This is a genomic window from Paraburkholderia sp. J11-2 (assembly GCF_905220185.1).
Taxonomy (GTDB): Bacteria; Pseudomonadota; Gammaproteobacteria; order Burkholderiales; family Burkholderiaceae; genus Paraburkholderia.
The window spans coordinates 177,514-201,179 of sequence record NZ_CAJMYY010000014.1 but is presented as its reverse complement, the minus strand read 5'-3'; the positions used below and the strand labels follow the sequence as shown (position 1 = coordinate 201,179).

The 23,666-nt window shown below is 62.1% G+C and carries 31 protein-coding genes; 10 read left to right on the top strand and 21 right to left on the bottom strand.

Annotated elements, in window-relative coordinates; translation table 11 throughout:
• Window positions 1-55: 55 nt before the first annotated feature.
• Window positions 56-346 carry a hypothetical protein gene (locus U5A57_RS21175; protein ID WP_321913624.1) on the bottom strand — a complete coding sequence of 97 codons (291 nt, stop codon included), beginning with the start codon at window positions 344-346 and terminating at the stop codon, window positions 56-58.
• A 46-nt stretch (window positions 347-392) separates the two neighbouring features.
• Window positions 393-809 carry a Spy/CpxP family protein refolding chaperone gene (locus U5A57_RS21170; protein ID WP_321913623.1) on the bottom strand — a complete coding sequence of 139 codons (417 nt, stop codon included), beginning with the start codon at window positions 807-809 and terminating at the stop codon, window positions 393-395.
• A gap of 228 nt (window positions 810-1,037) precedes the next feature.
• Between U5A57_RS21170 and U5A57_RS21165 the strand changes: the two genes are divergently transcribed.
• Window positions 1,038-2,414, top strand: coding sequence for a phospholipase A (locus U5A57_RS21165; protein WP_321913622.1), 1,377 nt, complete (start codon window positions 1,038-1,040; stop codon window positions 2,412-2,414).
• Between the two features lie 43 nt (window positions 2,415-2,457).
• On the opposite strand, the gene U5A57_RS21160 is transcribed toward U5A57_RS21165, so the two are convergent.
• Window positions 2,458-2,598, bottom strand: a complete 141-nt coding sequence (locus U5A57_RS21160; RefSeq protein WP_321913621.1) for a hypothetical protein — start codon at window positions 2,596-2,598, stop codon at window positions 2,458-2,460.
• Window positions 2,599-2,822: 224 nt separating this feature from the next.
• Between U5A57_RS21160 and U5A57_RS21155 the strand changes: the two genes are divergently transcribed.
• Complete coding sequence (locus U5A57_RS21155; protein ID WP_321913620.1) at window positions 2,823-3,083, top strand: DUF2934 domain-containing protein; 261 nt, start codon at window positions 2,823-2,825, stop codon at window positions 3,081-3,083.
• Between the two features lie 50 nt (window positions 3,084-3,133).
• On the opposite strand, the gene U5A57_RS21150 is transcribed toward U5A57_RS21155, so the two are convergent.
• A complete protein-coding gene (locus U5A57_RS21150; protein ID WP_321913619.1) occupies window positions 3,134-3,397 on the bottom strand; it encodes a hypothetical protein in 264 nt (87 codons plus the stop codon).
• Window positions 3,398-3,671: 274 nt separating this feature from the next.
• Between U5A57_RS21150 and U5A57_RS21145 the strand changes: the two genes are divergently transcribed.
• The gene (locus U5A57_RS21145) at window positions 3,672-4,460 is read left to right on the top strand and encodes a hypothetical protein (protein ID WP_321913618.1); all 789 of its coding nucleotides are present in this window, start codon (window positions 3,672-3,674) and stop codon (window positions 4,458-4,460) included.
• A gap of 33 nt (window positions 4,461-4,493) precedes the next feature.
• Here the strand turns inward: U5A57_RS21145 and U5A57_RS21140 are convergent, their stop codons facing one another.
• From U5A57_RS21140 to U5A57_RS21125, 4 genes are all read right to left on the bottom strand, one after another.
• A complete protein-coding gene (locus tag U5A57_RS21140) occupies window positions 4,494-6,164 on the bottom strand; it encodes a tannase/feruloyl esterase family alpha/beta hydrolase (RefSeq protein ID WP_321913617.1) in 1,671 nt (556 codons plus the stop codon).
• A complete protein-coding gene (opgC, locus tag U5A57_RS21135) occupies window positions 6,161-7,069 on the bottom strand; it encodes an OpgC domain-containing protein (RefSeq protein ID WP_415774650.1) in 909 nt (302 codons plus the stop codon). The genes U5A57_RS21140 and opgC overlap by 4 nt, the downstream gene beginning before the upstream one ends.
• A gap of 18 nt (window positions 7,070-7,087) precedes the next feature.
• Complete coding sequence (locus U5A57_RS21130; protein WP_321913616.1) at window positions 7,088-7,564, bottom strand: VOC family protein; 477 nt, start codon at window positions 7,562-7,564, stop codon at window positions 7,088-7,090.
• A gap of 77 nt (window positions 7,565-7,641) precedes the next feature.
• Window positions 7,642-8,559, bottom strand: coding sequence for an AraC family transcriptional regulator (locus U5A57_RS21125; protein ID WP_321913662.1), 918 nt, complete (start codon window positions 8,557-8,559; stop codon window positions 7,642-7,644).
• A 195-nt stretch (window positions 8,560-8,754) separates the two neighbouring features.
• Between U5A57_RS21125 and U5A57_RS21120 the strand changes: the two genes are divergently transcribed.
• The 4 genes from U5A57_RS21120 to U5A57_RS21105 all read left to right on the top strand — a co-directional run bounded on the left by U5A57_RS21120 (window position 8,755) and on the right by U5A57_RS21105 (window position 12,992).
• Window positions 8,755-9,654 carry a DMT family transporter gene (locus tag U5A57_RS21120; protein WP_321913615.1) on the top strand — a complete coding sequence of 300 codons (900 nt, stop codon included), beginning with the start codon at window positions 8,755-8,757 and terminating at the stop codon, window positions 9,652-9,654.
• An 877-nt stretch (window positions 9,655-10,531) separates the two neighbouring features.
• Entirely contained in the window at window positions 10,532-10,921 is a 390-nt protein-coding gene (locus U5A57_RS21115) for a hypothetical protein (RefSeq protein ID WP_321913614.1), read from the top strand.
• A 199-nt stretch (window positions 10,922-11,120) separates the two neighbouring features.
• Complete coding sequence (locus U5A57_RS21110; RefSeq protein ID WP_321913661.1) at window positions 11,121-11,627, top strand: DUF2844 domain-containing protein; 507 nt, start codon at window positions 11,121-11,123, stop codon at window positions 11,625-11,627.
• A gap of 21 nt (window positions 11,628-11,648) precedes the next feature.
• Window positions 11,649-12,992 carry a DUF3443 family protein gene (locus U5A57_RS21105; RefSeq protein WP_321913613.1) on the top strand — a complete coding sequence of 448 codons (1,344 nt, stop codon included), beginning with the start codon at window positions 11,649-11,651 and terminating at the stop codon, window positions 12,990-12,992.
• A gap of 111 nt (window positions 12,993-13,103) precedes the next feature.
• On the opposite strand, the gene U5A57_RS21100 is transcribed toward U5A57_RS21105, so the two are convergent.
• Window positions 13,104-13,976 (bottom strand): LysR family transcriptional regulator, encoded by an 873-nt coding sequence (locus U5A57_RS21100; RefSeq protein WP_321913612.1) that lies wholly within the window; start codon window positions 13,974-13,976, stop codon window positions 13,104-13,106.
• A 104-nt stretch (window positions 13,977-14,080) separates the two neighbouring features.
• On the opposite strand from U5A57_RS21100, the gene U5A57_RS21095 reads away from it, so the two are divergent.
• The 3 genes from U5A57_RS21095 (at window position 14,081) to U5A57_RS21085 (ending at window position 15,838) form a co-directional block, all read left to right on the top strand.
• Window positions 14,081-15,022, top strand: a complete 942-nt coding sequence (locus U5A57_RS21095; RefSeq protein WP_321913611.1) for an alkene reductase — start codon at window positions 14,081-14,083, stop codon at window positions 15,020-15,022.
• A 193-nt stretch (window positions 15,023-15,215) separates the two neighbouring features.
• Entirely contained in the window at window positions 15,216-15,485 is a 270-nt protein-coding gene (locus tag U5A57_RS21090; RefSeq protein ID WP_321913610.1) for a hypothetical protein, read from the top strand.
• Window positions 15,482-15,838, top strand: coding sequence for a hypothetical protein (locus U5A57_RS21085; protein ID WP_321913609.1), 357 nt, complete (start codon window positions 15,482-15,484; stop codon window positions 15,836-15,838). Before U5A57_RS21090 ends, U5A57_RS21085 begins: the two co-directional genes overlap by 4 nt.
• 394 nt (window positions 15,839-16,232) lie before the next feature.
• Here the strand turns inward: U5A57_RS21085 and U5A57_RS21080 are convergent, their stop codons facing one another.
• From U5A57_RS21080 to U5A57_RS21025, 12 genes are all read right to left on the bottom strand, one after another.
• Window positions 16,233-16,955: a hypothetical protein gene (locus U5A57_RS21080; protein ID WP_321913608.1), complete on the bottom strand. Its 723-nt coding sequence runs from the start codon at window positions 16,953-16,955 to the stop codon at window positions 16,233-16,235.
• The gene (locus tag U5A57_RS21075) at window positions 16,952-17,410 is read right to left on the bottom strand and encodes a hypothetical protein (RefSeq protein ID WP_321913607.1); all 459 of its coding nucleotides are present in this window, start codon (window positions 17,408-17,410) and stop codon (window positions 16,952-16,954) included. Before U5A57_RS21075 ends, U5A57_RS21080 begins: the two co-directional genes overlap by 4 nt.
• A gap of 13 nt (window positions 17,411-17,423) precedes the next feature.
• Window positions 17,424-17,729: a hypothetical protein gene (locus U5A57_RS21070; RefSeq protein WP_321913606.1), complete on the bottom strand. Its 306-nt coding sequence runs from the start codon at window positions 17,727-17,729 to the stop codon at window positions 17,424-17,426.
• Window positions 17,726-17,968, bottom strand: coding sequence for a hypothetical protein (locus tag U5A57_RS21065; protein ID WP_321913605.1), 243 nt, complete (start codon window positions 17,966-17,968; stop codon window positions 17,726-17,728). The genes U5A57_RS21070 and U5A57_RS21065 overlap by 4 nt, the downstream gene beginning before the upstream one ends.
• A gap of 132 nt (window positions 17,969-18,100) precedes the next feature.
• Window positions 18,101-18,418: a hypothetical protein gene (locus U5A57_RS21060; protein ID WP_321913604.1), complete on the bottom strand. Its 318-nt coding sequence runs from the start codon at window positions 18,416-18,418 to the stop codon at window positions 18,101-18,103.
• Between the two features lie 39 nt (window positions 18,419-18,457).
• Entirely contained in the window at window positions 18,458-18,940 is a 483-nt protein-coding gene (locus U5A57_RS21055; RefSeq protein ID WP_321913603.1) for a hypothetical protein, read from the bottom strand.
• A gap of 2 nt (window positions 18,941-18,942) precedes the next feature.
• The gene (locus U5A57_RS21050; protein WP_321913602.1) at window positions 18,943-21,030 is read right to left on the bottom strand and encodes a hypothetical protein; all 2,088 of its coding nucleotides are present in this window, start codon (window positions 21,028-21,030) and stop codon (window positions 18,943-18,945) included.
• A gap of 3 nt (window positions 21,031-21,033) precedes the next feature.
• On the bottom strand, window positions 21,034-21,477 hold the full coding sequence (locus U5A57_RS21045) for a hypothetical protein (protein ID WP_321913601.1): 444 nt from the start codon (window positions 21,475-21,477) through the stop codon (window positions 21,034-21,036).
• 1 nt (window position 21,478) lies between these two features.
• Entirely contained in the window at window positions 21,479-21,937 is a 459-nt protein-coding gene (locus U5A57_RS21040; protein ID WP_321913600.1) for a hypothetical protein, read from the bottom strand.
• On the bottom strand, window positions 21,937-22,500 hold the full coding sequence (locus tag U5A57_RS21035) for a hypothetical protein (protein WP_321913599.1): 564 nt from the start codon (window positions 22,498-22,500) through the stop codon (window positions 21,937-21,939). The genes U5A57_RS21040 and U5A57_RS21035 overlap by 1 nt, the downstream gene beginning before the upstream one ends.
• Before the next feature lie 81 nt (window positions 22,501-22,581).
• Window positions 22,582-23,067 carry a glycoside hydrolase family 104 protein gene (locus U5A57_RS21030; RefSeq protein WP_321913598.1) on the bottom strand — a complete coding sequence of 162 codons (486 nt, stop codon included), beginning with the start codon at window positions 23,065-23,067 and terminating at the stop codon, window positions 22,582-22,584.
• A gap of 36 nt (window positions 23,068-23,103) precedes the next feature.
• Window positions 23,104-23,439, bottom strand: coding sequence for a hypothetical protein (locus tag U5A57_RS21025; protein WP_321913597.1), 336 nt, complete (start codon window positions 23,437-23,439; stop codon window positions 23,104-23,106).
• Window positions 23,440-23,666 lie beyond the last annotated feature (227 nt).

The following is a 23,666-nucleotide window of genomic DNA, read 5'->3' as shown; positions in this document are numbered from 1 at the left end:
CGGCTATCGCTAGCCGTGGTTTTTTTGTTTACCGAAAATTACTGCACGTCCGCCTCTAGCGCCAGCGCGGCGGCGGCGGTCCCCAGCCCGGATGCCGGACGTGTCTCGGGCCCCTGAAATGCGGGGGATGGTGCCACGGAGAAAAGCCGTGGCGCGAATACACGACCGGCGGCGGCCACATGGGCGCGGGATGCATGAAGACAACGGGCGGCGGCGGCGCGTAGAACGCCCCCGGAATACCGATGCCCACGCCCACATTGACGTTCACGCGCGCCTGTGCGGTTTGCATCGCGCACAGCGTTGGCGCGATACAAAGGAATGCAAACTTCAACACACGGAGTTTCATCGTCGATCCTCCGTCGCGAGCGCGCATTGCCGGCGCTCGCGGCTGGTTATTTCGTGTGCGCTTGCTCGGGTCGGAAAGCGGCGTCCGCAAGCTTCTTCTGCGCATCGGGCATGTCCGCGTATAGCGCCGAGAAGGCATCGAGCATCGCCTTGCTGCCATCGGCATTCGCCTGGGCGATCTCATTCCACGATTGAAGGTTCTCCACCGCGGTTTGCTGCTGCGCGTTATCGTGCCGCTGCTGGATTAGATCGTCGACCGTTTTGGCGTTATTACGCATGACGTCGGCCACTTTCGCCCACTTGTCCTCTTCGGCGGGAGTAATCTTCAGTTCGGCATGCAATTCTTTCACGCGGTCGTCGACGGTTTCAGTGTGATGCTGATGCGACGATGCAGCCGGAGCGCTGGCCTGCGCCCAGCATGTGGAAGCGCCGAGCAGGGCTAGTGCAAGCAGGACAGGTTTCATTGTCAGTCCTCGCAAAAAGCGTTCGCTGGTCATTGCCGGCGACCCGGAACGAACCTTTTCGATCATAGCAGCGCAGGCAAACAATTCAATTTTGGCGGCCTGTCTGTAACACAAGGGAATAGGGCACGATTCCCGAAAGCACCACGCTTCACTCGTAGAACAGCATCGACTGGATTCGCTGCGCGGCGAATCGTTCTGCCGATACAAGGAGGCAACGTGGCGAATCGAATGGCAATTTGCAGGGAATCCGCTTTCCGTTCCGTACAGCGCGTCCGGCAGCCATGGGGAAGGCTGGGGTGCCTCGCGCTGGCCGCGGCCACGCTCGCGGGCTATGTGCCGGCGAGCCACGCCGCTGTGTCCATCACGCGGCCGCCGCGCGAAGCCAGGTCCGACGAGCCGCTCGTGGTGACGATCGTCTATACCGGCGATGCGCCCTCCGGCACCTCGGTCGACGTGCCGCGCACGTTGAGCATTGCGCTCACCAATGGCGAGCAATTGCCGCGAGCGGTGCTGCTCACGCGCGATGCTGGCGCGCCCGAGCACGTGCGGCTCGCAGCCGGCGAAATGAAGGCGGTGAGCTATAGCGCGCCGTGGCCCGAGTGGGCGCGCGGCGCCGTGAGAGTGGACGTGCCAGGCGTGGACGTGTCGCCTTCGGTCGTTATTCTCACGCGCAAGCCGCGCGAGGCCACGGCGAATGCGGCCGCACCGGCACCAGCATCGGCACCGGCGGCGCCAGCGACGGCAGCGGTTGCGCCCGCATCGACCCCGCTCGCCATCGTGCCAGCCGAAGGGCCGATGGCGGGCAACGCGTCGCTCGCCTCGCAAATGCCGCCCTCCACAGTGAAGCCTTCGAATTCGCTCGTGCCCGATCTGACCACCATGATCTTGGGCCGCTTCTCGTTTTACCAGCCGAACTATTTCGCGGACGGCTTTGCCTCCAACGACTCGGATCTCGCGAAATTCCAGGTCAGCTTCAAATTCCGCTTTGTACTGCCGGATGACCCGCGCTCGCGAGGTTTCGTCGACAACCTTTATTTCGCGTATACGCAAACCTCACTGTGGGACATCAACGAGTATTCCGCGCCGTTCCGCGATACGAGCTACATGCCAGCGCTGTTCTATTACCTCGAGGACACCGGGTGGCGGTCGAAATGGTTCACCCGCATGGGGATCGAAGTGGGCTACGAGCACGATTCGAACGGCGAAGACGGACCGGAGTCGCGCGGCCTCGATTATTTCTACCTGAAGCCGATCTGGGACTTCGGCGATATCAATGCGAACCACCTGACCATCGCGCCGAAGATCTATGGGTACACGCACATCGCAGGGGAAAACTCGAATATTGCCGACTATCGCGGCTACGTCGACTTGCTGATCAAGTACGGCAGCCCGGATGGCTGGCAACTCGCCACTACGCTGAGAAAGGGCACGAAATCGTGGTACGGCAGCGTCGATGCGCAATTCACATACCCGCTTGCCAAGCTGTTCGGCAATGCCTGGGGCGGGTACTTCTGGATCGGCTATTTCAACGGCTATGGCGAGGATCTTCTCGATTACAACCAGCACCGCTGGGCTGCGCGCATGGGTTTCGCCCTGTCGCGTTGAGTGAACGTGCGGATGTTATGAAACGCCTGCCATCGTGCGTGGCTCAGTCAATGGACTGACCCACGACGAACCGGTGGCCTTCCGGCTTGGCCACGGTGCATTCGCGCATCCTGTACGGTCGGTCGCCCGGCGGCTGCAGGCCGATGGCCTCTTTCTGCGCGATTTCTTCGTGCTGCGCGTTCACGTCGTCGACTTCCAGATAGCCGAAATAGCTGTGATCGCCCGTCGCGCCGTAGCGTGCTCGTGCCGGTCATGAACGATCTTCCTCAACAGGGATTCGACGATGGTGGCGTGAGTATGATGCACGCAACGGGCACTGTGTTTGCTCGTTGCACAGGCAGCGCGCCAATCGCAGCCGGGGCTAGCCGGTTGCGACGCCGCTCGTGCGCGCACATCGGAGGAACGACCATGAATGACGAACGGGAAGAGCGCATCCGCAAACGCGCCTATCAACTTTGGCAAGACGACGGCGCGCCCGAAGGACGGGCGGACGAATACTGGAGCCGCGCAGAGAAACAGATCGCCGCCGAATACGATGTTGAAGGAGACAGGCCAAATAACGCCAGCGATCAGGCCGGCAAGCGCCGGCTTGCCGGTGAACCTCTGCAGGAAAGCGACAGCTTGCCGCCGAACGAACTGGCGCGGGACAAGCGGCGCGGCGGAGTGTGAAAAACGCGAGTGCGCCGCGCTTCAGGCCATCGTGGCGGTCTGTTCACGCATCAATGATGCGTGAACAGATCGTTGCGATCTTCGTGTGACATGAGTGCGGCATGGCGCGAGGTTTGCGCGAGAGAGGCGTTCGAGGTGCCTGAACTTTCCGTGCCGTAGCCGGAGTCGTCGGTGCGTTGCGTGTTGGCGTGCTGCGGAGCGGTCTGTTGCTGGATCTGCGGGCGTTGTATCGGATAGTCGCCACCCTGTGCGAAGGCGACGGGGGACAGGACAACGCCGAGCGAGAGAATGGCGGAAGCAATGGCAAGTTTCATGATGCTGACTCCAGACGGTAAAAAAAGATTTGGATTACTGAAGAATGGACGGAATTTTCAAAACCCGTTTGTGCAACCGCTCATTCAACATTGCGCCGTCCGATTATCACGACGCATGCCAGCAGACTACGCAGCGAACCTTAGAACTTGCTTATGCGCAAGCCATGGTGCGCGCCTTGCGCATATTGAGTCGTAGTTAAGGCTTAGTTAAGCAACGGCAGCATATAGTCCGAGGCTATATCGTTCCGCCCCTCATGCGGCGCAAGGAGTATTCATGTCTACCGTCACTCGAAGTTTCGTCGAAGAAGCGCTCAGCAAGGTTCCCGCCGTGACATTCGGCTTCTGGATCATCAAGATTGCTTGCACCACGCTCGGCGAAACCGGCGGCGACTGGGTGACGATGTCGCTGAATCTGGGCTACCTGGCCGGCACGCTGATTTTCTTCGCGTGCTTCGTCGTGCTGGTGTCGGCGCAGATCCGCGCACAGCGCTTCTATCCGTGGCTCTATTGGGCGACCATCGTCGCCACGACCACGCTCGGCACGACGCTCGCCGACTTCTGCGACCGTTCGCTCGGCGTGGGCTATCCCGGCGGCGTGTCGATCATTCTGCTGCTGCTCGTGGCGAGCCTCGCGATCTGGTATCGCGTAGAAGGCTCCGTGTCGATCGAGAGCGTCGCGACGCCGCGCGTCGAGTGGTTTTACTGGATTACGATCCTGTTTTCGCAAACGCTCGGCACGGCGCTGGGCGACTGGGTGGCGGGCGAGGACCGTGGCGGCCTCGGTGTGGGCTACGAAGTCGGCGCCGCGATCTTTGGCGCGAGCCTCGTGATCGTGGGCCTGATGTGGTTGTGGCCGCGCGTTTCGCGCACGGCGCTCTTCTGGTTCGCGTTCGTGCTCACGCGTCCGCTCGGCGCGACGCTGGGCGACCTGCTCGACAAGCCGCTAGCCGATGGCGGCCTGCAGTTCAGCCGGCTTTATGCATCCGTGCTGCTGATGATCTTTATCGTCGGCTGCATCGTGGTGCTGCCGCAACGTGCCGCGCGCCGGGAGCAGAACGCGTAGTGTGGGCCGTTGTGCGCCGTTGCGTGTTTCTCGCTACGGCATCACGCACGTGAAATTGGCCGCGAGATTCGCGTCGCCCTTGCCTAAATAGCGCGGGAATGCCGGGTAACGGCACAGTGGCCGCGTGCGGCCGTTCGTGGCTTGCGCAATGTCGGTCGCGAACAGCGTTTCCGGCGCGCTGCCGTGCGTGACCCAGTCGTCGAGCGCGCCGAGCAGATCCACCGAGGGAATGAACGCGCCATTGCCGTGCTGGTAACCCGGCACCATGTAGAGGCGCATGAAACTGTCCACGCGCGCTTCGCCGTAACGCCCGATCAACGCCTGGTAATACGCGATCGTCTGGTTCGGGCTGATTACCTCGTCGGCGAGTCCCTGCAAGGTGATGAGTTTGCCGCCGCGCGCGAGGTAGCGCGAGACGTCCGGATTCATCGCGCCGATCGTGGCCGACAGCGTGAAAAGCTGTTCCCGGTAGCGGCCGGGATGCATCACGTCGAAATTCGTCGCATCGAACGTCGGGTCGTGCGTGATGAAATACTTGAGGTACGCGTCGCCCTGCGCGTACAGGTAGCCATTGGTGACGAACCCCGGTTGAGGCAACCGCTGCGGCGAATGCGCGAGGCCCAGCATGCTCGTGAAGCGCGTACCCTGGAAGACGTTGTAGCCGCGATAGCTGTCCGCCCCCCAGGCCAGCGCATAGGGCAGGCGCAGGCCGTCGCGCAGGCTCTCCAGCGTCGCGACCTGTGGCGGCGTGAGGCAGTCGTCTGCAGCGGCATGCTGGCGATCTGGCTGGTCCTGCGAGGAGCAACGCAGCGCGTCGATGATCTCGGGCTCTTTCTCGCGGCAACTCTCGACGTCGCTGACGAGGCCGTCCGCAGCGCCGTCGAGTGCATCGCACGCCTGCATCACGCGCGCGTACACGTGCTCCAGCAGTTGCGGCGAAAGATAGCCGCCCGGCGTGCGGTATTCGTGCTGGCCGACCACAACGCCTGTCAAGCGCACGCCCGAAAAGTTCAGTGCGGGCGAATTTGCGATCACGCCGTCGTAGTCGTCGGGATAGCGCTGGATCACGGTGTAGCCTTCGCGGCCGCCTGTCGAGCCGCCTGCGAAATACATGTGTTCCGGCGGCCGCCCGTAGCCGAGCGTGATCAGTGCGAGCGCAACGTCATGCGCCTTCTTCAAATGCGCGTAACCAAAGTTGGTCACGGCTTCTTCAAGCAGTCCGAAGTTCGCTTCCGACGACGTGCCGTTGTGGCCGGAGTCGTCGCCGAAGGTCGCATAGCCGCGCGCGAGCGGCGCGCGCTCCGGCGAGAAGGGCATCGGGCCGGTTCCCGTCACCACGACGCCGCTGTAGCCGCCACCGCCGAACTGCAGCGCGCGGCCGTTCCAGCGGCTCGGCAGGTTCACTTCGAAGCGGATGTCCGGCGTGCCGGCGCTCTGGGCGCGTATCACGCCGGTCAAGCGGCAGAAGTCGCCGTTGAGATTGCCCGTGGCGGTCGCGGGGATCATCGCGGCGCTTTGCACGAGCGCACCGTTGGTGGGCAAGCCGATGCTCGCGGCCGGCAACAGCGCGCCGGCAAGGTCGACGCAATGCAGCGGCAGCGCAGGCGTGTGCTGGGCGAAAGCGTGAGCGCTGGCGATGAGCGTGAGCGTGGCGACGGCGATCGCCTTGAGGGATTCGAGTGCGCGCTTGCCCCGTCGCATCATCCGCAGCGGGCTCCGTTGACCCTCGCGCGGACCTTCTCCTTCTGGCGGCCGAGCGTGCCGCACCAAGCCTTGGCGAGCATGAGCATTGCGCCGATCGAGACAATGTCGCCGGCCAGTGCGGCGCCGAGTGCCGCCACGCCGTGCAGCGCGTGCGGCGTGGCGGTGTCGACGATCACCGGGATCAGCGTGCCGCCGACGAAGCACACGAGCCCCGTGCGGCTCACGGTCACGACGGCGGGCAAGCGCGCGGCGATCCGAGCGACGGTCCCGCGATGAACGAAATACGCCGCCACCATGGCAATGCCGATAAAGTTGACGACGCGCGCGAAGGCGAGATGCTGTTTCATGTCTCCTGGCATCGGTTGAACCAGAACGAACCATTTAACCGCCGCGAACAGCGCCACGGCGGCGAACGCGAATCGCACCGGCCAGCGTGCGGTTTCCGAGGTCTTGAAAGCGGGCGGAACCGGGTGCAGCCGGCAGAGCATGCCGAATACGAACATCAACTGCCACGCAAACGGGTCGAACGGCCAGTTCGCGAACGTGCTCGCGCCGATGAGCGCGGCGAGCAGCGGCGCGAAGGCCCAGAGCAGCAAGCTGCAGACCAGCGTGCAGAGCGGCGCGCGGCGGGCGAAGGGCACCGCAGCGGGCACGCACAGCGCAAATATGACATACATCGGCAGCACGCTCGACAGCCAGGGCTGGCGCGCGAGCAACACGACGTGCAATGTCTCGCGCACGGGATGCGAGGCGAACGACGCCCAGCCGCTCAAATCGGCGGTGGCAGGATTCAGGTGCAACAGCGCGAGTAGCGCGCCAGAAACGAGCGTGAGCAGGGCGGTCAGCAGATAGGCACGGTAGATTTCCCAGCTGCGCCGCAGGAAGCGCCCTTGCGCCGCGCTCACGCCACGGTGCGCGGCCGCTTACTTCGCGGCAGCGGCGCGCTCGATCGCGGCGATGTCGATCTTGCGCATTTGCATCATCGCCTCCATGGCGCGCTTGCCGGCCTCGCGATCGGCGCCGAAGACGCATTCGAGCAGGCGCTTTGGCGTGATCTGCCATGAAAACCCCCAGCGGTCCTTGCACCAGCCGCAGTCCGATTCCTCGCCGCCGTTGCCGACAATGGCGTTCCAGTAGCGGTCGGTTTCTTCCTGGCTATGGGTCTCGACCATGAAACTCACCGCTTGATTCGCCTGGAAGTTGGGGCCGCCGTTCAGCCCCACGAAGCGCCGGCCGAGCACCGTGAATTCGACTATCAGCTCAGCCCCCGCGCCAATGCCCGGTATGGGGGAAACATGCGCCGCTTCGACATGGCTGTCCGGAAACGTCGCGGCGTAGAATTGCGCCGCTTCGCGCGCTCTGCCTTCATCGAACCACAGACAAGTCACAAGCTCCGCCATCACGCTCTCCTTCGGGAAATGCGCCTCGTTGCAGGCGCGCACCGATCATTGTGACAAAGCCTCGGCGGCGCGGGTGACTACTTCAGGAATGCTTGACGATAGACGTTCGGCGCGGCGCTGAACGCGTCGCGAAAGCGATGGCTGAAGTGGCTCGCGTTCGCGTACCCGCACTGCGCTGCGATCTGGGCGAGCGGCAGCGCGGTCGTGCGCAACAGCAGGCGGGCGCGTTCGAGGCGCTGAGCCGCAATCCATGCATGCGGCGGTTGCCCGAACGAGGCGCGGAACATGCGCGCGAGATGGTATTCGGAGAGGCACGCCACATCGGCCAGTGCGCCGAGCGTGAGTGTCTCGCCTAAATGGGCTTCGATATAGTCGCGCAGGCGTCGCCTCGTCGACACGGCGAGACCGCCCTTGAGGGCCGCGCCCGGACGCCGCACGCCCTGACTGCGCAGCAGCAGGCTCAGCACGTCGTGCGCCGTTTCGTTGCTGCGCAGGAGTCCCTCCGGATCGGCCCAGTCCTCGTTGGCGAGCGCCTGGCAGAGAACGGCGATCCGCTCGTCTTCGAAATACGTGCGGTCGGCCAGCGTGAGTTCGCGCGGTTCCTGGTCGAGTTCGCGCGCCGCCCGCCGTGTGAAGTGATCGGGCAGGAAATACAGATGCATGAAATGCATGTGGCCGCGCACCCACCAGCGCGATTCATGGTCGCCGGGAAGCGCGCAGAGCCGGCTTGGCGCGCCATACACGCCGGGCAGTTTCTGCCGCTCGGTGCGGTAGCCGCCGTCGAGATAGCACGACAGCGTGTGATGGCCCGGCCGATCGTAGACGGTCTCGGCCTCGCGCGTTTCCCGGGTCCAGACAGCGGCCGCAAACTGGTCGCCGAGCCAGGCAAAGCGCTCCAGCGTCGCATTGGCCGCGCTCAGCGTGCGGCACACCGAGTGCAGGCCAAAGGGCGTCTCAGTGGGCGAGGGCGTGGGAAGCGACACCTGGGCGTTCATGGTCGGGGCGGCGGCTTGCAAGTCGGTAATCGGGGCGTCGAAGCGGGTTGTCGAGATGGGTTTTCAAAGTATACTCGCGCGCCCCGCTGACTACCGGCCACGGCAGGGCGCAGGCAAGAAATGCGCAATCCTGGACAAGTCCGCGCCGCGCGTGTGCGCCATAGTCGGGGCATCGACTCGATGTTCTTTCCGGCTATGAATCTTCTACTCTACGTACTGACCGTCCTGATCTGGGGCACCACCTGGATCGCGATCAAGTGGCAGCTTGGCGTGGTGCCCGCGCCCGTTTCGATCGCCTGGCGTTTCGGGCTCGCGGCGCTCCTCGTGTTCGCGCTGCTGGCCGCGATGCGCCGCCCGATTTGGCCGCCGCGCGCGGCATGGCGCTATCTCGTCGCCCAGGGGCTGGCGCTTTTCTGCCTCAATTTCCTGTGCTTTTACTATGCCGAGAGCGTCGTGCCGAGCGGGCTCGTCGCCGTGGTGTTCTCGACCGCGCCGCTCCTGAATTCGATCAACGGGCGCATCTTCCTGGGCCGGCCGCTGCAACCCACGGCCGTGGGCGGGGCTGCACTTGGCCTGATCGGGATCGTGTGCCTCTTTCTGCAGCAGATGGCCGGCCATATCGGCGATCAGACGGTATGGCTTGGCCTCGCGGTGGCGTTTCTCGGCACGCTGTGTTTTTCCACGGGCAATTTGCTGTCGAGCCGCATGCAGTCGATGGGGCTCAACCCGCTCGTGACGAATGGCTGGGCCATGCTGATCGGCACCGCGGTGCTCGTGGCCGGCAGCGCCGTGGCCGGATTGCCGTTCAAGCTCGAACTGGATGCGCGCTACCTCGGCGCGCTGGCCTGGCTCGTCGTGGCAGGGTCGGTGATCGGTTTCACGGCCTATCTGACGCTGGTTGGCCGGATCGGTCCCGAGCGCGCGGCGTATTGCACGGTCTTGTTCCCGATCGTGGCGCTGGCGGTTTCGACGGTCTACGAGGGATACCGCTGGTCCTTGCTCGCCGTTGTCGGCCTTTTGCTGGTTGTCTCGGGCAACCTCGTTGCCTTCGACCTGACGCGGCGCCTGTTCACGCGGCGCGTGGCGGTATCGTGAGCGGCTTCAGCGGTCGTGGCTAGCCCTCACGGCCCTCGCGTAGCGCCGGTACAGCCAGGCGAAACACGGCGCGGCAAGATAGAGTGAGCTGAAGGTGGCGAGTGCGTTGGCAGTCGTACCGAACAGTGTCAAGCAGTACGAATCATATGGCATGCGTGATGAGGAGCGTAAATACGGCGCGCTCCATCCATGCGAACACGCCCAGCGGGACATAGGTGAAAAGCCTGGCCGCAGCATGCTGTTGGGGCGCAGAGCGTTCACGACGAACGTCGACAGCCACGCGTAGAGCACAAAGTGATCGACTCCATTCGAACCGCTTGCGCGCGTTGAGTGCCGCGCGCGCCTCGACCCGCCAGCCGGTCGTTTATGTGTTTTGCATCATCCAGCACTAGCCCGAGCGGCCGCGTCGGTCGTGACGAGGCGCGCTCAGCGCGCACTTGACTTAATCAACTGAATATCGAATGCCTTCATTTTTATTACAAAAAGGCGGCCGGCATAAATTCAGTAATTGCACTAAAGATTCATCTGAAGGTTGCCGATACCCTCGGATGAGCAGATAAATACGAATGCAAACGAGCGGCGTGCCAGCCGCTTTCGGGGTTACCGCGTCCGCCCGCGCCAGCGGGGATCGAAACGAATGCAAAGCCGATGGCCTGTCTACGTGTGCAGCACACGCCTGCGCGCGCCGTTCTCCCTCCTGGCGAGCGCGCTCCCCACAGCGCTGTTCAGTTTCGCCGCGGCAATCAAGCCCGATGGCACGGCCACGACTCCAGCGGGTGGATAAGGGTATGGCATGGCAGACACTGCGAAATCCGTCCAGCGCGTCGCGTGATCTGCGCCGGGGACAACGACAAGACAAAGACGGGAGAGGCCAGTAATGAAGGTTCACGCTAGTGCGCTCACGCTGCTGCATTGGCTCGCGCAGCGCGAAAGCGCGTCGGTCAGCGAAATGACCGCGTCGGGCTTGATGAGTTCGCGCGAAGCCTCCGATGTCGTTCGCTACGCCATGCGCAACGGCGCCGCCGAGCGCATCAATACCGGCGCGAGTGCGCGGGGATCGGCGCGCTACCGGTCGACCGGCGTGCCTCTGCCGGAGCCACGGACGTCGCCGGCCGGCGCATCGTTCGAGGGCTTGTTGAGTGCATGGGGAATCACCCAGCAGCCCCCCGAGCTTCCCGCGGTGCGTACGCGCGTGTATCAGATCGAAGATAACGGTCAGGACACTCGCGGCGCGAATCGCCTCGCCAAACAAAAGCTCAATGATTGAAAGTCGCTGAGTGCGATCTGGAAAGAAGACAAATCAATACACCGTGCGGCGGACCGCATGGACCGCGTGGCCTTCCCGTTTGTCCCCGGGGTACTTCGCGTGAAGTGAAGTCCGCTTTTCACCGTTGACGTTCGCAAGAATGGCAACGGCAAACCTGCGCCGAAGAGCGCGATAAAACCAACCATAAAAAGGTTCTCTCCTGATGTCGAATCAGATCATGCGCGCCGCGCTTTGCGCGGCGTTCAGCTGCGCCGCGCTGAGTGCGGCGGCGCCTGCCGCTGCGGCACTCGGCGGCACGCCCACGCCTGCACCGGCGGGGGCTGTCTCCAGTTCGTTCAATCCGGCCGTCGTCCATGCGGCATCGGGCGTGGCCAGCACCGCGAGCGCCGCCTCGTACACGGTGACGCAAACCACGTTCGCCACCGGCACGGTCGTGCGTGAGTACATCTCGGCGGCGGGAACGGTATTTGGCATCGCCTGGAGCGGGCCGATCATGCCGAACCTCTCCGCGCTGCTCGGTACGTACTTCACGGACTATGACGGCGCGCGCGTCGCGCAGCGCACGGCCAATCCGGGCCGTGGTCCGCTGAGTATCGAGCTTCCGGGTCTGGTCGTCCATTCGGGCGGCCATCCGGGTGCGTTCTCGGGGCAGGCCTACCTGCCGCAATCGTTGCCGGCTGGCGTGAGCGCCACCGACATCCAATAACGAACGAGAACGAGGCGAACCATGTTGAGTATCAATGGCAAAACTGCCCGAATGCTGGCTGCATTCGGCTTGGCGGCGTTTGTCGCGCTCGTCGCGGGGTGTGGCGGCGGTGGCGGATCGAGCAATGCCACTTCGAACACGTCGACCAGTAGCGGTGGGAGCACCGGCGGCACGGGGAGCACCAATGGCACCGCGGTCCTCACTGCGGGCACTCCGGTATCGAGCTTGCCCGCGACGCTGGCGACCAACCAGGTTGCGGTGACCGTGGCGGCGGGCGTGAAAAACGCGCCGAACATTCCGACGGTCAGCGTCACGATCTGCGAACACGGCACGAGCACTTGCCAAACGATCGACAACGTCCAGGTCGATACGGGGTCGTGGGGGCTGCGGGTCACGCTGGATGCGCTGAACAGCAACATGCAGACCGCGTTGCCGGTCGAGACGGCGAGCGGCAAATCGGTTGCCGAGTGCTTCGGTTTCGAAGACGGCAACGCCTGGGGCTCCGTTCGCACGGCGGATGTCACGATCGGCGGTGAAACGGCAACGAGCGTGCCCATCCACGTGATGGGCGACCTGCCGCAGTCGGCAGCGGGCGGCACGAACAACGGCTGCTCGGTCGGCTCGCTCAACGACACGTCGTCGTCAATCGCCGCTCACGGCATTCTCGGCATCGGCCCGGCGAAGTACGACTGCGGCAGCGGTTGCGCGACGACGCCGAACGGCGTCTACTACGGCTGCACGGGGTCGGGCAGTTCGACGAGCTGCACGGACCTGGCGGTAGCGGTCGGGCAGCAAGTGACGAATCCGGTCCGGATGTTCACTACCGACAACACCGGCGTGATCTTGAACATGCCGGCGGTAACGTCGTCGGGATCGACGAACGCGATGGGGTTCCTGACCTTCGGCATTGGCACGCAATCGAACAATGCGTTGCCGACTTCCGGCATTCAGAAGCTCACAACCGACCACTATGGCAACGTGCAAAGTGCTTCGCTGAGCGGTACGAGCGTAACAGGGGCATTCTTCGATACAGGCTCGAACGGGCTGTTCTTCCCCGACAGCGCGTTGACCTCGACGTTGTGCACGCGCGCGATCGGCTTCTACTGCCCCACGACGACGGTCTCGCGCACGCCTAGCGTCACCGGGTTCAACGGCACCACTGTTTCGCCTGCGCTTAGCATCGCCAATGCGCTGAACCTGTTCCTGGACGGTGGCTTCGCCTACTCGAACGTCGGCGGGATCATGACGGGCGTGAGCTTCGACTTCGGCATGCCGTTCTTCTATGGCCGCACGGTGTACGTCAACTACGATCCGAACACCGACGGCAATTCAGGCGTCGCAACGTCGGCCTACGTCGCGTTCTAACGCGTAGCGCCGTATCTGCCACGCATCTGCGAGCGGCCTCACCGCCGCTCGCGGATGTTTCAGAGGCATTGCGGGCCCGCTCGGCCTGCTTCATACCTCCACTGCGGCTGGCTAACGCGCCAGCCGCTCCCGAAGAAACTCGATGAAGCGCTGCGTCTTCGCGGGCAGCAGACGCGTTTCCGTCATCGCGTAGACCGGCGTGGGCGCGCCATGCCACTGCGGCAAAATCCGCCGCAACGTCCCACTGGCCACTTCGTCTGCGACGATTTCCTCCGGCAACAGCACGATGCCCATATCGAGGGTGGCAAGACGGCGGATCATCCCGACGCTGTTGAGCGTGAACCGTCCACCCACTGCAACCGTGGCCGTGCGCTTTGCGTCATGCAAGGTCCACGTGCCTGTCTTCAGGATTCCCAGGCATTCGTGCTGCTCCAGATCAAGCGGTTTGACTGGTTCGCCCGCGCGTTCGAGATAGCCCGGCGAGGCATACAGGTAAGGCGTGAGCGACGCCAGCAGACGCGCAACGAGTTGCGAGCTTTCGGACTCCCCCATGCGGATTGCCACGTCGAACGGGTCGCTCACCAGATCGACACGCCGCGGATTCAGTTCGAAATCGAACGTGATGGCGGGGTACAGAGCGGCGAATTCGGCGATCAAGGGTGCGAGGTAGGTGACGGCGAAATCGACCGGAAACGAGGCCCGCAGCACGCCGCTGGGCTGCGCGACCATGTCGCCCAGGTGCTCGTGCGCGAGGCGCGCTTCATCGACAATGCGCTTGCAGCGCTCGAAGTAGACCTGGCCCGCTTCGGTCAATTCGATCTTGCGCGTCGTGCGGTGCAAGAGGCGCAGGCCGATGGCTTTTTCCAGGCCGCTGATGCGGCGCGAGAGCGTGGAGTTCGGCATGCCCGTCGCCTCGGCGGCACTGCGAAACCCCTTGGCTTTGACGACCTCCACGAACAAGGCCATGTCGTTCAGTAGCTCCACCCTGAGTGCTCCATTTGTGGATCAATGTAATCCAAATTACCATATTTATCCCAATCGTGAAGCAGGCGATGATGCTCGCATCCAAACCACTCGAGGTGATCATCATGAGCAAGCTTTTCGATTCCGTGCGCGTTGGGCGCTACACGCTGTCAAACCGCCTGGTCATGGCGCCCATGACGCGTTCGCGCGCGCAGGCCGACGGCACGCCCGGCGAACTGGCTGCCGAGTATTACGCACAGCGCGCGAGCGTTGGATTGATCGTGAGTGAAGGCACACAGCCTTCGGAAGACGGGCAGGGCTACCTCACCACCCCTGGCATTTATCACGACGCCCATACAGCCGGGTGGAAAAAGGTCACCTCGGCTGTCCATGCGCGAGGCGGCCATCTCTTCATTCAGTTGATGCACGCCGGCCGCATGTCGCATCCCGACAATACGCGGCATCATCGCGTGGGCGTCGCGCCTTCGGCAATCGCGCCGGGCACGGCCATGTTCACGGCGAGCGGCATGCAGGACATTCCTGTACCGCGTGCCCTGAGTACCACGGAAATCCGCCAGACGGTGCAGGACTTCCGCGCTGCGGCCCGCCGCGCGGTCGACGCCGGCGCCGACGGCGTCGAAATCCACGGTGCGAACGCTTATCTGGTTCAGCAGTTCTTCGCGCCGAGCGCCAATACGCGCACCGACGAATACGGCGGCTCGATTGAAAACCGGGCCCGTTTTGCGCTCGAGGTCGTGGCCGCCATTGCCGCGGAAATCGGCGCGGACCGCACGGCTATCCGGCTCTCGCCTGGCACGACCCTGTGGGGCATCGACGAAGGCCCGCAGGGCCCCGATCTCAACCGCTATCTGGTCGCCGAACTCGACAAGCTGGGTCTCGCTTATCTGCACATCGCGCATCAGGGCGACGAAGCGTTGCTGGCGGACATTCGCAAGCTGTGGAAGGGCACGTTGATCGTGAACCGGGCTGGCCGCCCGCGCGAGCAGATCGGCGCCGATGTAGCCAGTGGGCTCGCGGATCTGGAGTCCGCCAGAACTTTGCACTGACCGCCGCCTGAAAGGAAGGCGCAGCAACTGTTTGGAAGGATTCTGGCGGCTCTGATATTTCCGCAAATATCGATCATTTCCGCAAAAGTTCGACGGAGGCGGTTGGGTGCGGTGATTGGCGGCGATAAACGCCGCGAAAAATGCGGCGAATAATCGGCTACACTACTGTACAAAATAACAGTGGTCTAAGCCGATGAATCCCGTTTACGAATGGTTTTTGGAAAGATCCGCGATCCTTCAATTCGACGGCCAGATGATCCAAGCCGACGCCGACTACTGCGCCTACGCGCTCACCGCAGCCTATTGCGAGCGGACGGGGCAGAGCATGCCGAACGAGGGCTATCTCGGCAGGCTAAGGCCGCCTGATAGGCTCGTGTGGGATGACGCTATGTGCTCGATTCGCGTGGTTAAACCGAGGCCGGATTGGGTGATATGGACAAGCAACGACAAGGAGGGAGTGTGAAACGCGAAATCCGGAAACTCTTTGAGCGCGTGGCCCGGGCGAATGGCCTAAACACTCGCGGTCGACGAGCATACAAGCGACGGTTCTATCGCGACTACCAACAGACGTTGGTACAAGCACAGCAAGCCATTGAACCGTTCGCCGGCAGGGAATACAACAAGCAAACGATGCTTGACCTCATGGCATCGCTCGGCGCGGTCGGCCCAGATGCGCCGCCTCCGTATCTGATTTCGTTCGACGAGAACCGAGTGGAGCGCACAATGAGCTTCCAGATTACGTTTCGATCTGGGGGCGAACCGGTTGAGTTGAGGGATGCGGTGGTTGACGCGCAGCCGATGGCGACGGAGGGATGATGGACGACAGGCAACCGTTAGCATGGCTAGAAGGGCGCCCGATCTACATCGGCGACATTCTCTATAGCCTTGACGGCACGAAGCTTAAGGCATCCACAACTGGCCATCGCGATTTCCCAATGGCAATGATTGATCTGGCGACGGTGCGCGAGAACACATGGAGCCAGTGGCTAACCGATACGCATTGGAAAGGCCAGCAAGTGCTTTTCTGGAGCGTGGATGACATACCAGCGCTGCGAGATCAAACACTGTACAGCCGACTTAAGGCGCAGATTGATGCGAGGAAGGAAAGAAAGAATCGGACGCGTCGCGCAGTGCGAGCTAAAAGAGGGGTGCGATAGGCTGAGTTAACAGCCTATCGGTTGTATTGCGTGTTTACAGCTTGTATTGCGTATTACGCAGTGGTGACGGCCGCCGCCACGGCATCAAGTCTCGCTTGATATCGATCGATGTCGTGATCGGCAAAGACCCAGCCATTCGGCCATTGCGGGCCTGGGATCATCTGATACGCACCGGTGCCATCCTTGAGCCACACGTGATCGATCGGCGGACGGGCTTGCCAGCGAGCATCGAACCAAGGCCAACTTGCCCACCCATCGCCGCCCGAGAGCACGCAAACCATCCTCGCCACGACATCAGCATGTGCAGCAAAGAAGTCTGCGCCGATGAACTTTGGCGCGGCGAAGGAATGGATCACGCCGAGGCGCGATGCCTCGATGAAGGCCGGAGAAGCTTGCGAACGGCTTCCACCAAGTGAGTGCCCGCTAACGTGAATCACGTCGCCATCAGGCACCGTTGCATGCACCCAATCCCACATCTTTTGCATGCCTTCAACGACGCCCTGCGTGATCGTGCCGCCGCCGATCGAAACCGGCTCAAGCGACACATCCGCAAAGATGTCCATCAGTTTCAGGGCTGAAGCTCTCGTCCCGGAAATGCTGAGATGAGTGTTGCCCTGATCGTCGGCAGACAGAACAGCCTGGTGGGAACTGTTTTGGAACTGTCCGATGAAGGTGTCGCCGAGCGCTTCAAAGGCTGATTCCGCCTGGTCCTGCGGGATGATGTAAGCGGCATTCGCACGCCGACAAGCGAGAGCCGCCGCAGCCCAGTCAATCATTGCGACGCCGCCACCGGAGCACTAGCCGCAACTGCTCCAGAAGCGGCAGTGGCCGTAGCAGCAGGCACAAGCGGAACCGCCACATTGACCGCCAAAACAAACACATCAACAGCCGTATTCGCATCATTCTTGAACTGTTGCGAGGCGCTCGACGAATTCACGATTGCCTTCACAGCCGGAGCCATGGCGTTCGTGAGGTTCAGGAGATTCGCGGTCGTCACAGTTGCGCCAGCCGCACACACCTTGTTGAAGTCAGGCGTGACAGTGTTGGTGAACGTGTTGAGCGCACCACCCGTCAGCATGCCGTCTGCCTTCATGATGTCGAAGGCGGCATTGCCATCGGTACAGACGAGCGAGACGGCTTGCGGGAACGTGAGAGTCGGAGCGGTGCCGCCGCACGCGGAGAGAGCGAGCGCGGCCGCACCCGCCAGGACTACGGCGAATTTGCGAAGCATGGGATTCCTCGGATTAAGGCGCTACCTTAAGAACGGCGGCAGCGGTATTGGAGACTGCGCCAGCGATTGCGCCGACAGCAGCGGTATTGGCCTGAATAGGGGCTGTGGCTCCAACCCCCTGCTCAGCAAAGTCCAGCGTGTAGCCATCAGCCGTTTTCTGGACGTGGACGGTTACGCTCGAGATGTCTTTGGAGTTTTCGATGGTCGCGGCGCAGCACAGAACCTGCTTCGACGCTTCGTCGTAAAACGGGCGAATGTCGTATGCCGCCTGACCCGCGCACCCACTCAGGCATAAAGCCAGAAGGGCGGCGCGGATCATTTGACTTGGGTCGGCAGGACTACGGGTGCGGCATCTGCTGCCGCCTTGGCGGCCTTTTCTGCGGCACGAGCCGGAGCCGTGCTGACGTGATACAGGCCAAGCGCCGTCAGGCCGATCTTCAGGTTTTCAACGTAGTCCGTTGCGGGCACGCGGCCCGTAAAGACTAGGTAGGACCAGGCGGCAAACAGGACTGCGCCGACCAGCATCTTCTGCACGGTCGGAGAGATATTGGTGTCCATGGGAGACTCCAAAAAGTAAGCCGCCCGGAGGCGGCTATTTCAAACGATGGAACACGAACCCAGAGGGGCGCGGAATCGAAACCGGCACTGTCTTACTGCGGCAGAGCCAGCGGAACCACCGCAGCGCGCCCATTACTGGCTCAACGCGACCGTCAGGGTGGTCACATTCGGGATCGCAACCGAAATGTCCGCTTCGACGGTGATCGTGTTGGACGTGAAGACCGGGCCGAACAGCTTGCCAGTAGCGTCAACGGATTGAGCCGTGGCCGAGAGCGAGCCTGCGTTCACGGCAAAGACAGCGCTCCACGGTGCAGCGGTCACGACTTGCGGCGCGACAGTGGCATCCGAAGGCGTGATCTTGAAGCCTGCGAACGAAGTACCAGCAGCGGCTTGAACCGAGACGGTGGGCGTGGTCGGATCGATTGCAATTTCAATTACTACGTTGGGCATGCTTGCTCCAGAAAGTGGTGAACCCCGTACTGGTCTAGCTTATTGTTCGTGGTGGATGACTTCGACGCTCGAGAACTGGTAGCCCTCGCGGGCGTACTTCTGCGCTATCCACAGGGGAAAGGGCATCGTATGCAGGCCCTCATCCTTGCCAATGTGATGAGCCTTGCAGAGCAACATGCCGTTCACGGTCATGTCGTCTACGAACTGGGTCCAGTCAGTGAAGTTGTTCCAGTCGAAGGCTTGGATATGAGCGCCCCAGTAGCCCGATTGCGCATCGGCCTTGAAGCGGTCCCAATCGATCATTTCAGCCATCGACCGCTCGATTGGATGGTGATGAGCTTCGAGCGGGTGTCCGGTTTCTTCTGCAGTGCCGTTGCAGATGAAGCAGCGACCGCCCTCGCGCTCGATCAATTGCTTTCGCGTGCGAGTGAAGAGGGCCGTAGTGGTGCGAGGGTCATGGCCCGGGATATTCACTTCGACCGTTAGCGTCTCTTTCTCTGCGTGAATTTGTTCTACTGTCATGGTCATTGACTCCGCATCGGAAGGACTGCTTCCAGCGTGAGGGTCTTGTTAGGATTGCTGGTCGTGACGGTTGCGGAGATGAGGTATTGCGAGGCGAACTGACCTGCGCTTGCGACCGCCTGGACTGCGCAGCCACTAGCCACCGTGACACCGTTGATGAGCGTGACCGCCTGCGAATTGATGATTCCGTTCGCGAGGGTGAGCGACGGCGGATTGTCCGAGCCGATCTGGGTCGAAACGACGATGCTTGGTGTGCCGGTGAGCGTTTCGCCGGTTGCAAGCAAGAGCGTCGCGTCTAGCGTGATGACCCAAACCTCCAGCGGTCCCTTCTGCGACAGAACAGGAATAGTGGTAAGCGTTGGCATGATCTTGACGTAGAAGGCACGAAGCGGCGCCTTGGCCCAGTACAGCCTGGCTGGGGCTTGCGCGTAAAATGGCCTGGGTGTTGCGCGGGCATAATACGAGGCGTTGATCGGATAAGCCGGCGCGCCGAATGTGACGGTGACACTTGACGACAGATGGCCCAGCAACCCGGATGCAACTGCCGTGTACGGCGGAACCACTGAGATCGACGTCGACAGCGCGCCGAGCGATGCGCCGGCAATAGCTGATTGCGACCGCGCAAACGATGCCGCGCTTTGCAGTGCTCCTAGCGTTGGCGAGCCGACTGCCTGGCTACTGCTCGATGCGATGATCTGCGTCGATAAGGACAGCGCAGAGGCCGCCGTTGCGCTTCTCGTCTGGTTCGCGATTCCCGAGCTAGTGAGCGCTCCAAGTGAGCCCGAAATCGTGGCCAGGTCGGCTGCAATATCGAGAACGATGATCGAACTCGACAGGGCGCCGAGCGCCGAACTAGCAACTGCATTCGAACTCTGCGTGACCGATGCCAACGAAAACAGGGACAGCGACGACGAGGCAGAAGCAGCTCGCAATTGCGTCGTCTGACCAGACGAGGCAAGTGAACCTAGCGCGGATGAGATGACCGCCGCGCCTGGCGTTTGCTCGATCGCAGTAATGCTGGTCGACAGCGCGCCGAGCGTGCTTGAACCGCTTGCGCCCTGAGATTGCGACGCACTTGCCGATGTCGATAGCGACAGCGAGCTCGAAGCCGATACCGTCTGGGATTGCGTCGAGACGCAAGACGACGATATGCCGCCAAGCGTCGATGCAGCAACCGCGATAGCAGTGATGGCCGCCGTTGCTTGGGTCGCAAGACTGCCGAGTGACGAAGATGTCGTTGCCGAATTTGCAAGGCTGGCCGAAGCGCTGGAAATAAGCGCGCCCAGCCCGCTCGTCGCCGCGGCAGAACTGGACTGCGTGCCGCCCGCAGCCGTTGCCAACGCGCCCAGCGTGCCTGCGATCGTCGCAGCGTCTGTGGTGACGCTCGCCGGCATCGCAATGCCGAGTTTGGCGGGCTGGAACAGCGAGAAGATCGCTTGCGGCGTTCCTAGCGCGCCAACTTCGCCAGCAGTCAGCGCCCGGTTGAATGCCAGCGCGCCCAGCACATTCCCGGTGTACGAGAATCCGCCACCGTTATAGTCCATCACGCACAGCGTGGCGGTTGTTCCGGTTGATGGACCGCTTGATACCGTGCCAGCAGCAACCCCATTGAAGTATGCGGTGTAGCCTGTGGTCGTATAGACGCCAACGATCACATACAGTGCACTGGCAGTCGCCGCAACGAACGTGTCAGTCTGGCTATTACTGACGGCAACGCCTTCGCCAGTGTTGTAGCCCATCCACGGCGTATCGCTCGACGTGAATGAACCTTCGAGCGAACACGCTACCAACGTCCCGCTCAGAGTAGCGGGCAGACGCGTAACGCAGATCAGCGTGTACGGCGCTGATGTGATGACGGCATTCTTTCTGCCGTCGAGGCGCATCGTCCCCTTGAACGCCTGGCCAAGCGGGTCAATCGTGCGGGCTAGCGTTCCTGACGCGACTGAATACGTTGATGCGTCAGCCGGAAGAATGTAATCGGCGAGCCCGGCAAGGAGGGGATTGGACCGATCGAGGTTGACGGGCTGATTCGGTGCGCGGCCTTGACTAGCATCGGGCCAGAGCCAGCTTGAGAGGTCTGGCGCGCCCATTGATTATGTCCCTGGTGACCACGGCATCGCGGTAAGTGTGTAGCCCGAGACTATCGATTGTCCCGTCGCATTGTTGTAGAGCCAGAAATCTTGGTCGTAGGTAAGTGGCACCGCATTCCATGAAAAGATGAATGCCTTCACGGTGTTGCTTGCCTGCGGCAATGGTCCAGCGGTATAAATCTGCGCACCCAATAGCGTTGTGGCAGGCGTAAATCCCTGGTTGCCGCTGAAATCTCGCGGTACCTGAACCAACTGAATTGAGCCGGCGACTGGCGCTGTCCCGTACGTGAATGAGAGGCGGAAATCCGCCATCAGATAGTTGGCGCCGAGCGCGCTCAATTGGATGCGCATCACGTCCGCGCTATTGCTATACGCAGCAGACGCGATTGCATTCGCTCCGGTCACAGTGATGACACTGCCGGAGTCCCTAACAAGCGGTGTGGCCACGTTACGCCCCGTTGAGAATGTTGCTGACCTGATCTACGCTGATCGTCAGCGGGACCACGGCAAGATTGAGCAGTGCCGTCGCTGTTGCCTGGCTGATCGTGTTAGCCGGGATCGTGACCGCGCCAAGCGTGCCGCCCGATACCAGCGTATTGACGATGCCGATCGATGTTGCGGAGCCAACGTCGAAGTTGCCAGAATTGAGCAGCGACAAGCCCCATTTGATCGCGGAGACGGTCGACGATAGCGAGTCCATCGCGTCGAGAAACGCAGCCCCGCTCACGGCCCCCAAGGCATCAAGGACAGACCCGGCGCCAATGCGCTTTGAGACGACTTGCGTCAGGCCAAAAGACAGGCTCGCCGCGAGACCGGCATCATCACGATTTCCGGCCAGCGTGATTTCAGCAGACGTCAGCGAGCGCCCAGCCAACGCCTGCAATTCCGCTTGCTGGTTAGCGTCCATTACACCGCCGGCATCTTCATCGTTTGCGAGCACGAGACCGGCACGGCAAGCTGGATGGCCGGATTCGAGATCAGCACGTCAAAAAGCTGGCCCGCACCGACGTAAGTCCACGTCACGGTGCCATCGCTAAACGTCGTCGTGCCGCTCGGCGCGGTCGTGCTGGACGTTCCGGCAGTAGTCACCTTGTACGTATTGCCGCTCGAGAGGCAGTACTGTCCGAGCACAGCAGCTTGTGACGCGATCCAGTTCGAGCCCACGGTCAGATCGGCGATAACAGTCGTGCCATTCGACTCGTATGCGCGGCAAAACGTAGATGTGCCCGCTGCGGTCGGCGTGTAAGAACCTGCCGTGAAACTGCCCGTCGCCTGCATGTTCGGCGAAGAAAACGAGGGCGTACCGAAAGCGGTCGAACTGTACGTCGCTGTGCAGAGTGTCGTGTTGCCACTCAAGGCGGTTTCAGGCGTAGCCGGCTGCGTGCCCGAGAGAAAGACGAGCGTGCCGGAATTGAGCAGCGCGCAGTATGCGGACAAGGCAGCGCTCACGCCGGTCTGAGAAGCGTTCATGCGGTCTCCAGAAATGGGAAAAGCCGCGCTAGGCGGCTATGCGTGTGGCGAATAAAATCGATTTATTACTGTGGCGAATACTCAGGCAAGAGCACCACCAGCAGCGGTGTAGTAACCCTGCAATGCCGAGATTGCGTTCTGGTGCTGTCCGTAGTCGTTGCCCGGCAGCGATGCCCAGATCCTCGAACACAGCGCCACCGCATGCGCAAAATTCCCTGCGTCGATGTCAGCCAGTGCATTGCACTCGCGGATCTGCTGAAGCGCGATCTTGTCTTGCGAGAGCGGGCCGAAGTCGGGCAGGTTGAGCATCTTCTGGTAGCTAACCCAATAGCGGTATAGCAACTGATACCGGCCCGCCGCGGTCGAGTTGAGCGCGCGATTCAGGATGTCTGGATGGGCTGCGAAGCTCGAAAAGGTCAGCGGGTTGGCTGGCGTCGAGCCAACGAGCACGTTGTAGCCGTTGTTCGTCTTGGCTAGCAGCGCAGGACCAATCTCGGACGCCGCAATCATGTCAAGGAAAGCCGGGCGGTTTGCTCCACCGGCCTGCTGTGCGGTAATGACTGGCATGCCGCCTCCAAAAGAAAACCCGCCGCAGCGGGTCTGTTACAGCAACTTGATCAGCTTGAATGCCGATTCGATCCATGGCGGTACAGCACCATGGTCTGCGTAGTAGATGAGTGCGTAGAGAAACAGGCCCGGGATGCCAACGGGAAGCATCACGTGCTTCAACAGAAACCGCCATGCCGCGGCCAACCGACAGAAAAAGCGCACCGTCGCGATGCCGTCTTTCCACGCCTCGCGCATGAATGCCGTGTCTTCGGCAACCTTCTTTGTCAGCGTTGTGTTTTCCTGAATCGCTGCGTCCTGGGCATTGAGTCGGTCGACGACATGGAGTCGAAACTCTTCGTCGGGCATGGAGATCATCTTGTCGGCTTCCAATGGGTGCCCCGGAAAATGGAAAAGCCACCCGGAGGTGGCTTGGTCGTGTTGTTAATCTAAGAGGAAACTAAAATGCGAAACTTGTTTATCGCAGGGCTTATTACGTCCCTGCTTTGTGCGTGCGGTGGCGGATCTAACCCGGTAAAGCAGGCATCTTCGAATTCCGCCTCGGGCGGTCAGATTGCTGTCCCAGCATCCAGTCCGGTTGCGGCATCCTCGCCAGCAGC

What these genes read in the sequence shown, in the direction of transcription:
- U5A57_RS21170 (WP_321913623.1), bottom strand. Translation starts at nt 809, where the DNA reads ATGAAACCTGTCCTGCTTGCACTAGCCCTGCTCGGCGCTTCCACATGC.
- U5A57_RS21055 (WP_321913603.1), bottom strand. Translation starts at nt 18,940, where the DNA reads ATGACAGTAGAACAAATTCACGCAGAGAAAGAGACGCTAACGGTCGAA.
- U5A57_RS21095 (WP_321913611.1), top strand. Translation starts at nt 14,081, where the DNA reads ATGAGCAAGCTTTTCGATTCCGTGCGCGTTGGGCGCTACACGCTGTCA.
- U5A57_RS21150 (WP_321913619.1), bottom strand. Translation starts at nt 3,397, where the DNA reads ATGAAACTTGCCATTGCTTCCGCCATTCTCTCGCTCGGCGTTGTCCTG.
- U5A57_RS21155 (WP_321913620.1), top strand. Translation starts at nt 2,823, where the DNA reads ATGAATGACGAACGGGAAGAGCGCATCCGCAAACGCGCCTATCAACTT.
- U5A57_RS21175 (WP_321913624.1), bottom strand. Translation starts at nt 346, where the DNA reads ATGAAACTCCGTGTGTTGAAGTTTGCATTCCTTTGTATCGCGCCAACG.
- U5A57_RS21060 (WP_321913604.1), bottom strand. Translation starts at nt 18,418, where the DNA reads ATGCCCAACGTAGTAATTGAAATTGCAATCGATCCGACCACGCCCACC.
- U5A57_RS21115 (WP_321913614.1), top strand. Translation starts at nt 10,532, where the DNA reads ATGAAGGTTCACGCTAGTGCGCTCACGCTGCTGCATTGGCTCGCGCAG.
- U5A57_RS21130 (WP_321913616.1), bottom strand. Translation starts at nt 7,564, where the DNA reads ATGGCGGAGCTTGTGACTTGTCTGTGGTTCGATGAAGGCAGAGCGCGC.
- U5A57_RS21125 (WP_321913662.1), bottom strand. Translation starts at nt 8,559, where the DNA reads ATGAACGCCCAGGTGTCGCTTCCCACGCCCTCGCCCACTGAGACGCCC.
- U5A57_RS21075 (WP_321913607.1), bottom strand. Translation starts at nt 17,410, where the DNA reads ATGCTTCGCAAATTCGCCGTAGTCCTGGCGGGTGCGGCCGCGCTCGCT.
- U5A57_RS21035 (WP_321913599.1), bottom strand. Translation starts at nt 22,500, where the DNA reads ATGAACGCTTCTCAGACCGGCGTGAGCGCTGCCTTGTCCGCATACTGC.
- U5A57_RS21030 (WP_321913598.1), bottom strand. Translation starts at nt 23,067, where the DNA reads ATGCCAGTCATTACCGCACAGCAGGCCGGTGGAGCAAACCGCCCGGCT.
- U5A57_RS21165 (WP_321913622.1), top strand. Translation starts at nt 1,038, where the DNA reads ATGGCAATTTGCAGGGAATCCGCTTTCCGTTCCGTACAGCGCGTCCGG.
- U5A57_RS21120 (WP_321913615.1), top strand. Translation starts at nt 8,755, where the DNA reads ATGAATCTTCTACTCTACGTACTGACCGTCCTGATCTGGGGCACCACC.
- U5A57_RS21145 (WP_321913618.1), top strand. Translation starts at nt 3,672, where the DNA reads ATGTCTACCGTCACTCGAAGTTTCGTCGAAGAAGCGCTCAGCAAGGTT.
- U5A57_RS21065 (WP_321913605.1), bottom strand. Translation starts at nt 17,968, where the DNA reads ATGGACACCAATATCTCTCCGACCGTGCAGAAGATGCTGGTCGGCGCA.
- U5A57_RS21080 (WP_321913608.1), bottom strand. Translation starts at nt 16,955, where the DNA reads ATGATTGACTGGGCTGCGGCGGCTCTCGCTTGTCGGCGTGCGAATGCC.
- U5A57_RS21140 (WP_321913617.1), bottom strand. Translation starts at nt 6,164, where the DNA reads ATGATGCGACGGGGCAAGCGCGCACTCGAATCCCTCAAGGCGATCGCC.
- U5A57_RS21040 (WP_321913600.1), bottom strand. Translation starts at nt 21,937, where the DNA reads ATGGACGCTAACCAGCAAGCGGAATTGCAGGCGTTGGCTGGGCGCTCG.
- U5A57_RS21105 (WP_321913613.1), top strand. Translation starts at nt 11,649, where the DNA reads ATGTTGAGTATCAATGGCAAAACTGCCCGAATGCTGGCTGCATTCGGC.
- U5A57_RS21070 (WP_321913606.1), bottom strand. Translation starts at nt 17,729, where the DNA reads ATGATCCGCGCCGCCCTTCTGGCTTTATGCCTGAGTGGGTGCGCGGGT.
- U5A57_RS21090 (WP_321913610.1), top strand. Translation starts at nt 15,216, where the DNA reads ATGAATCCCGTTTACGAATGGTTTTTGGAAAGATCCGCGATCCTTCAA.
- U5A57_RS21050 (WP_321913602.1), bottom strand. Translation starts at nt 21,030, where the DNA reads ATGGGCGCGCCAGACCTCTCAAGCTGGCTCTGGCCCGATGCTAGTCAA.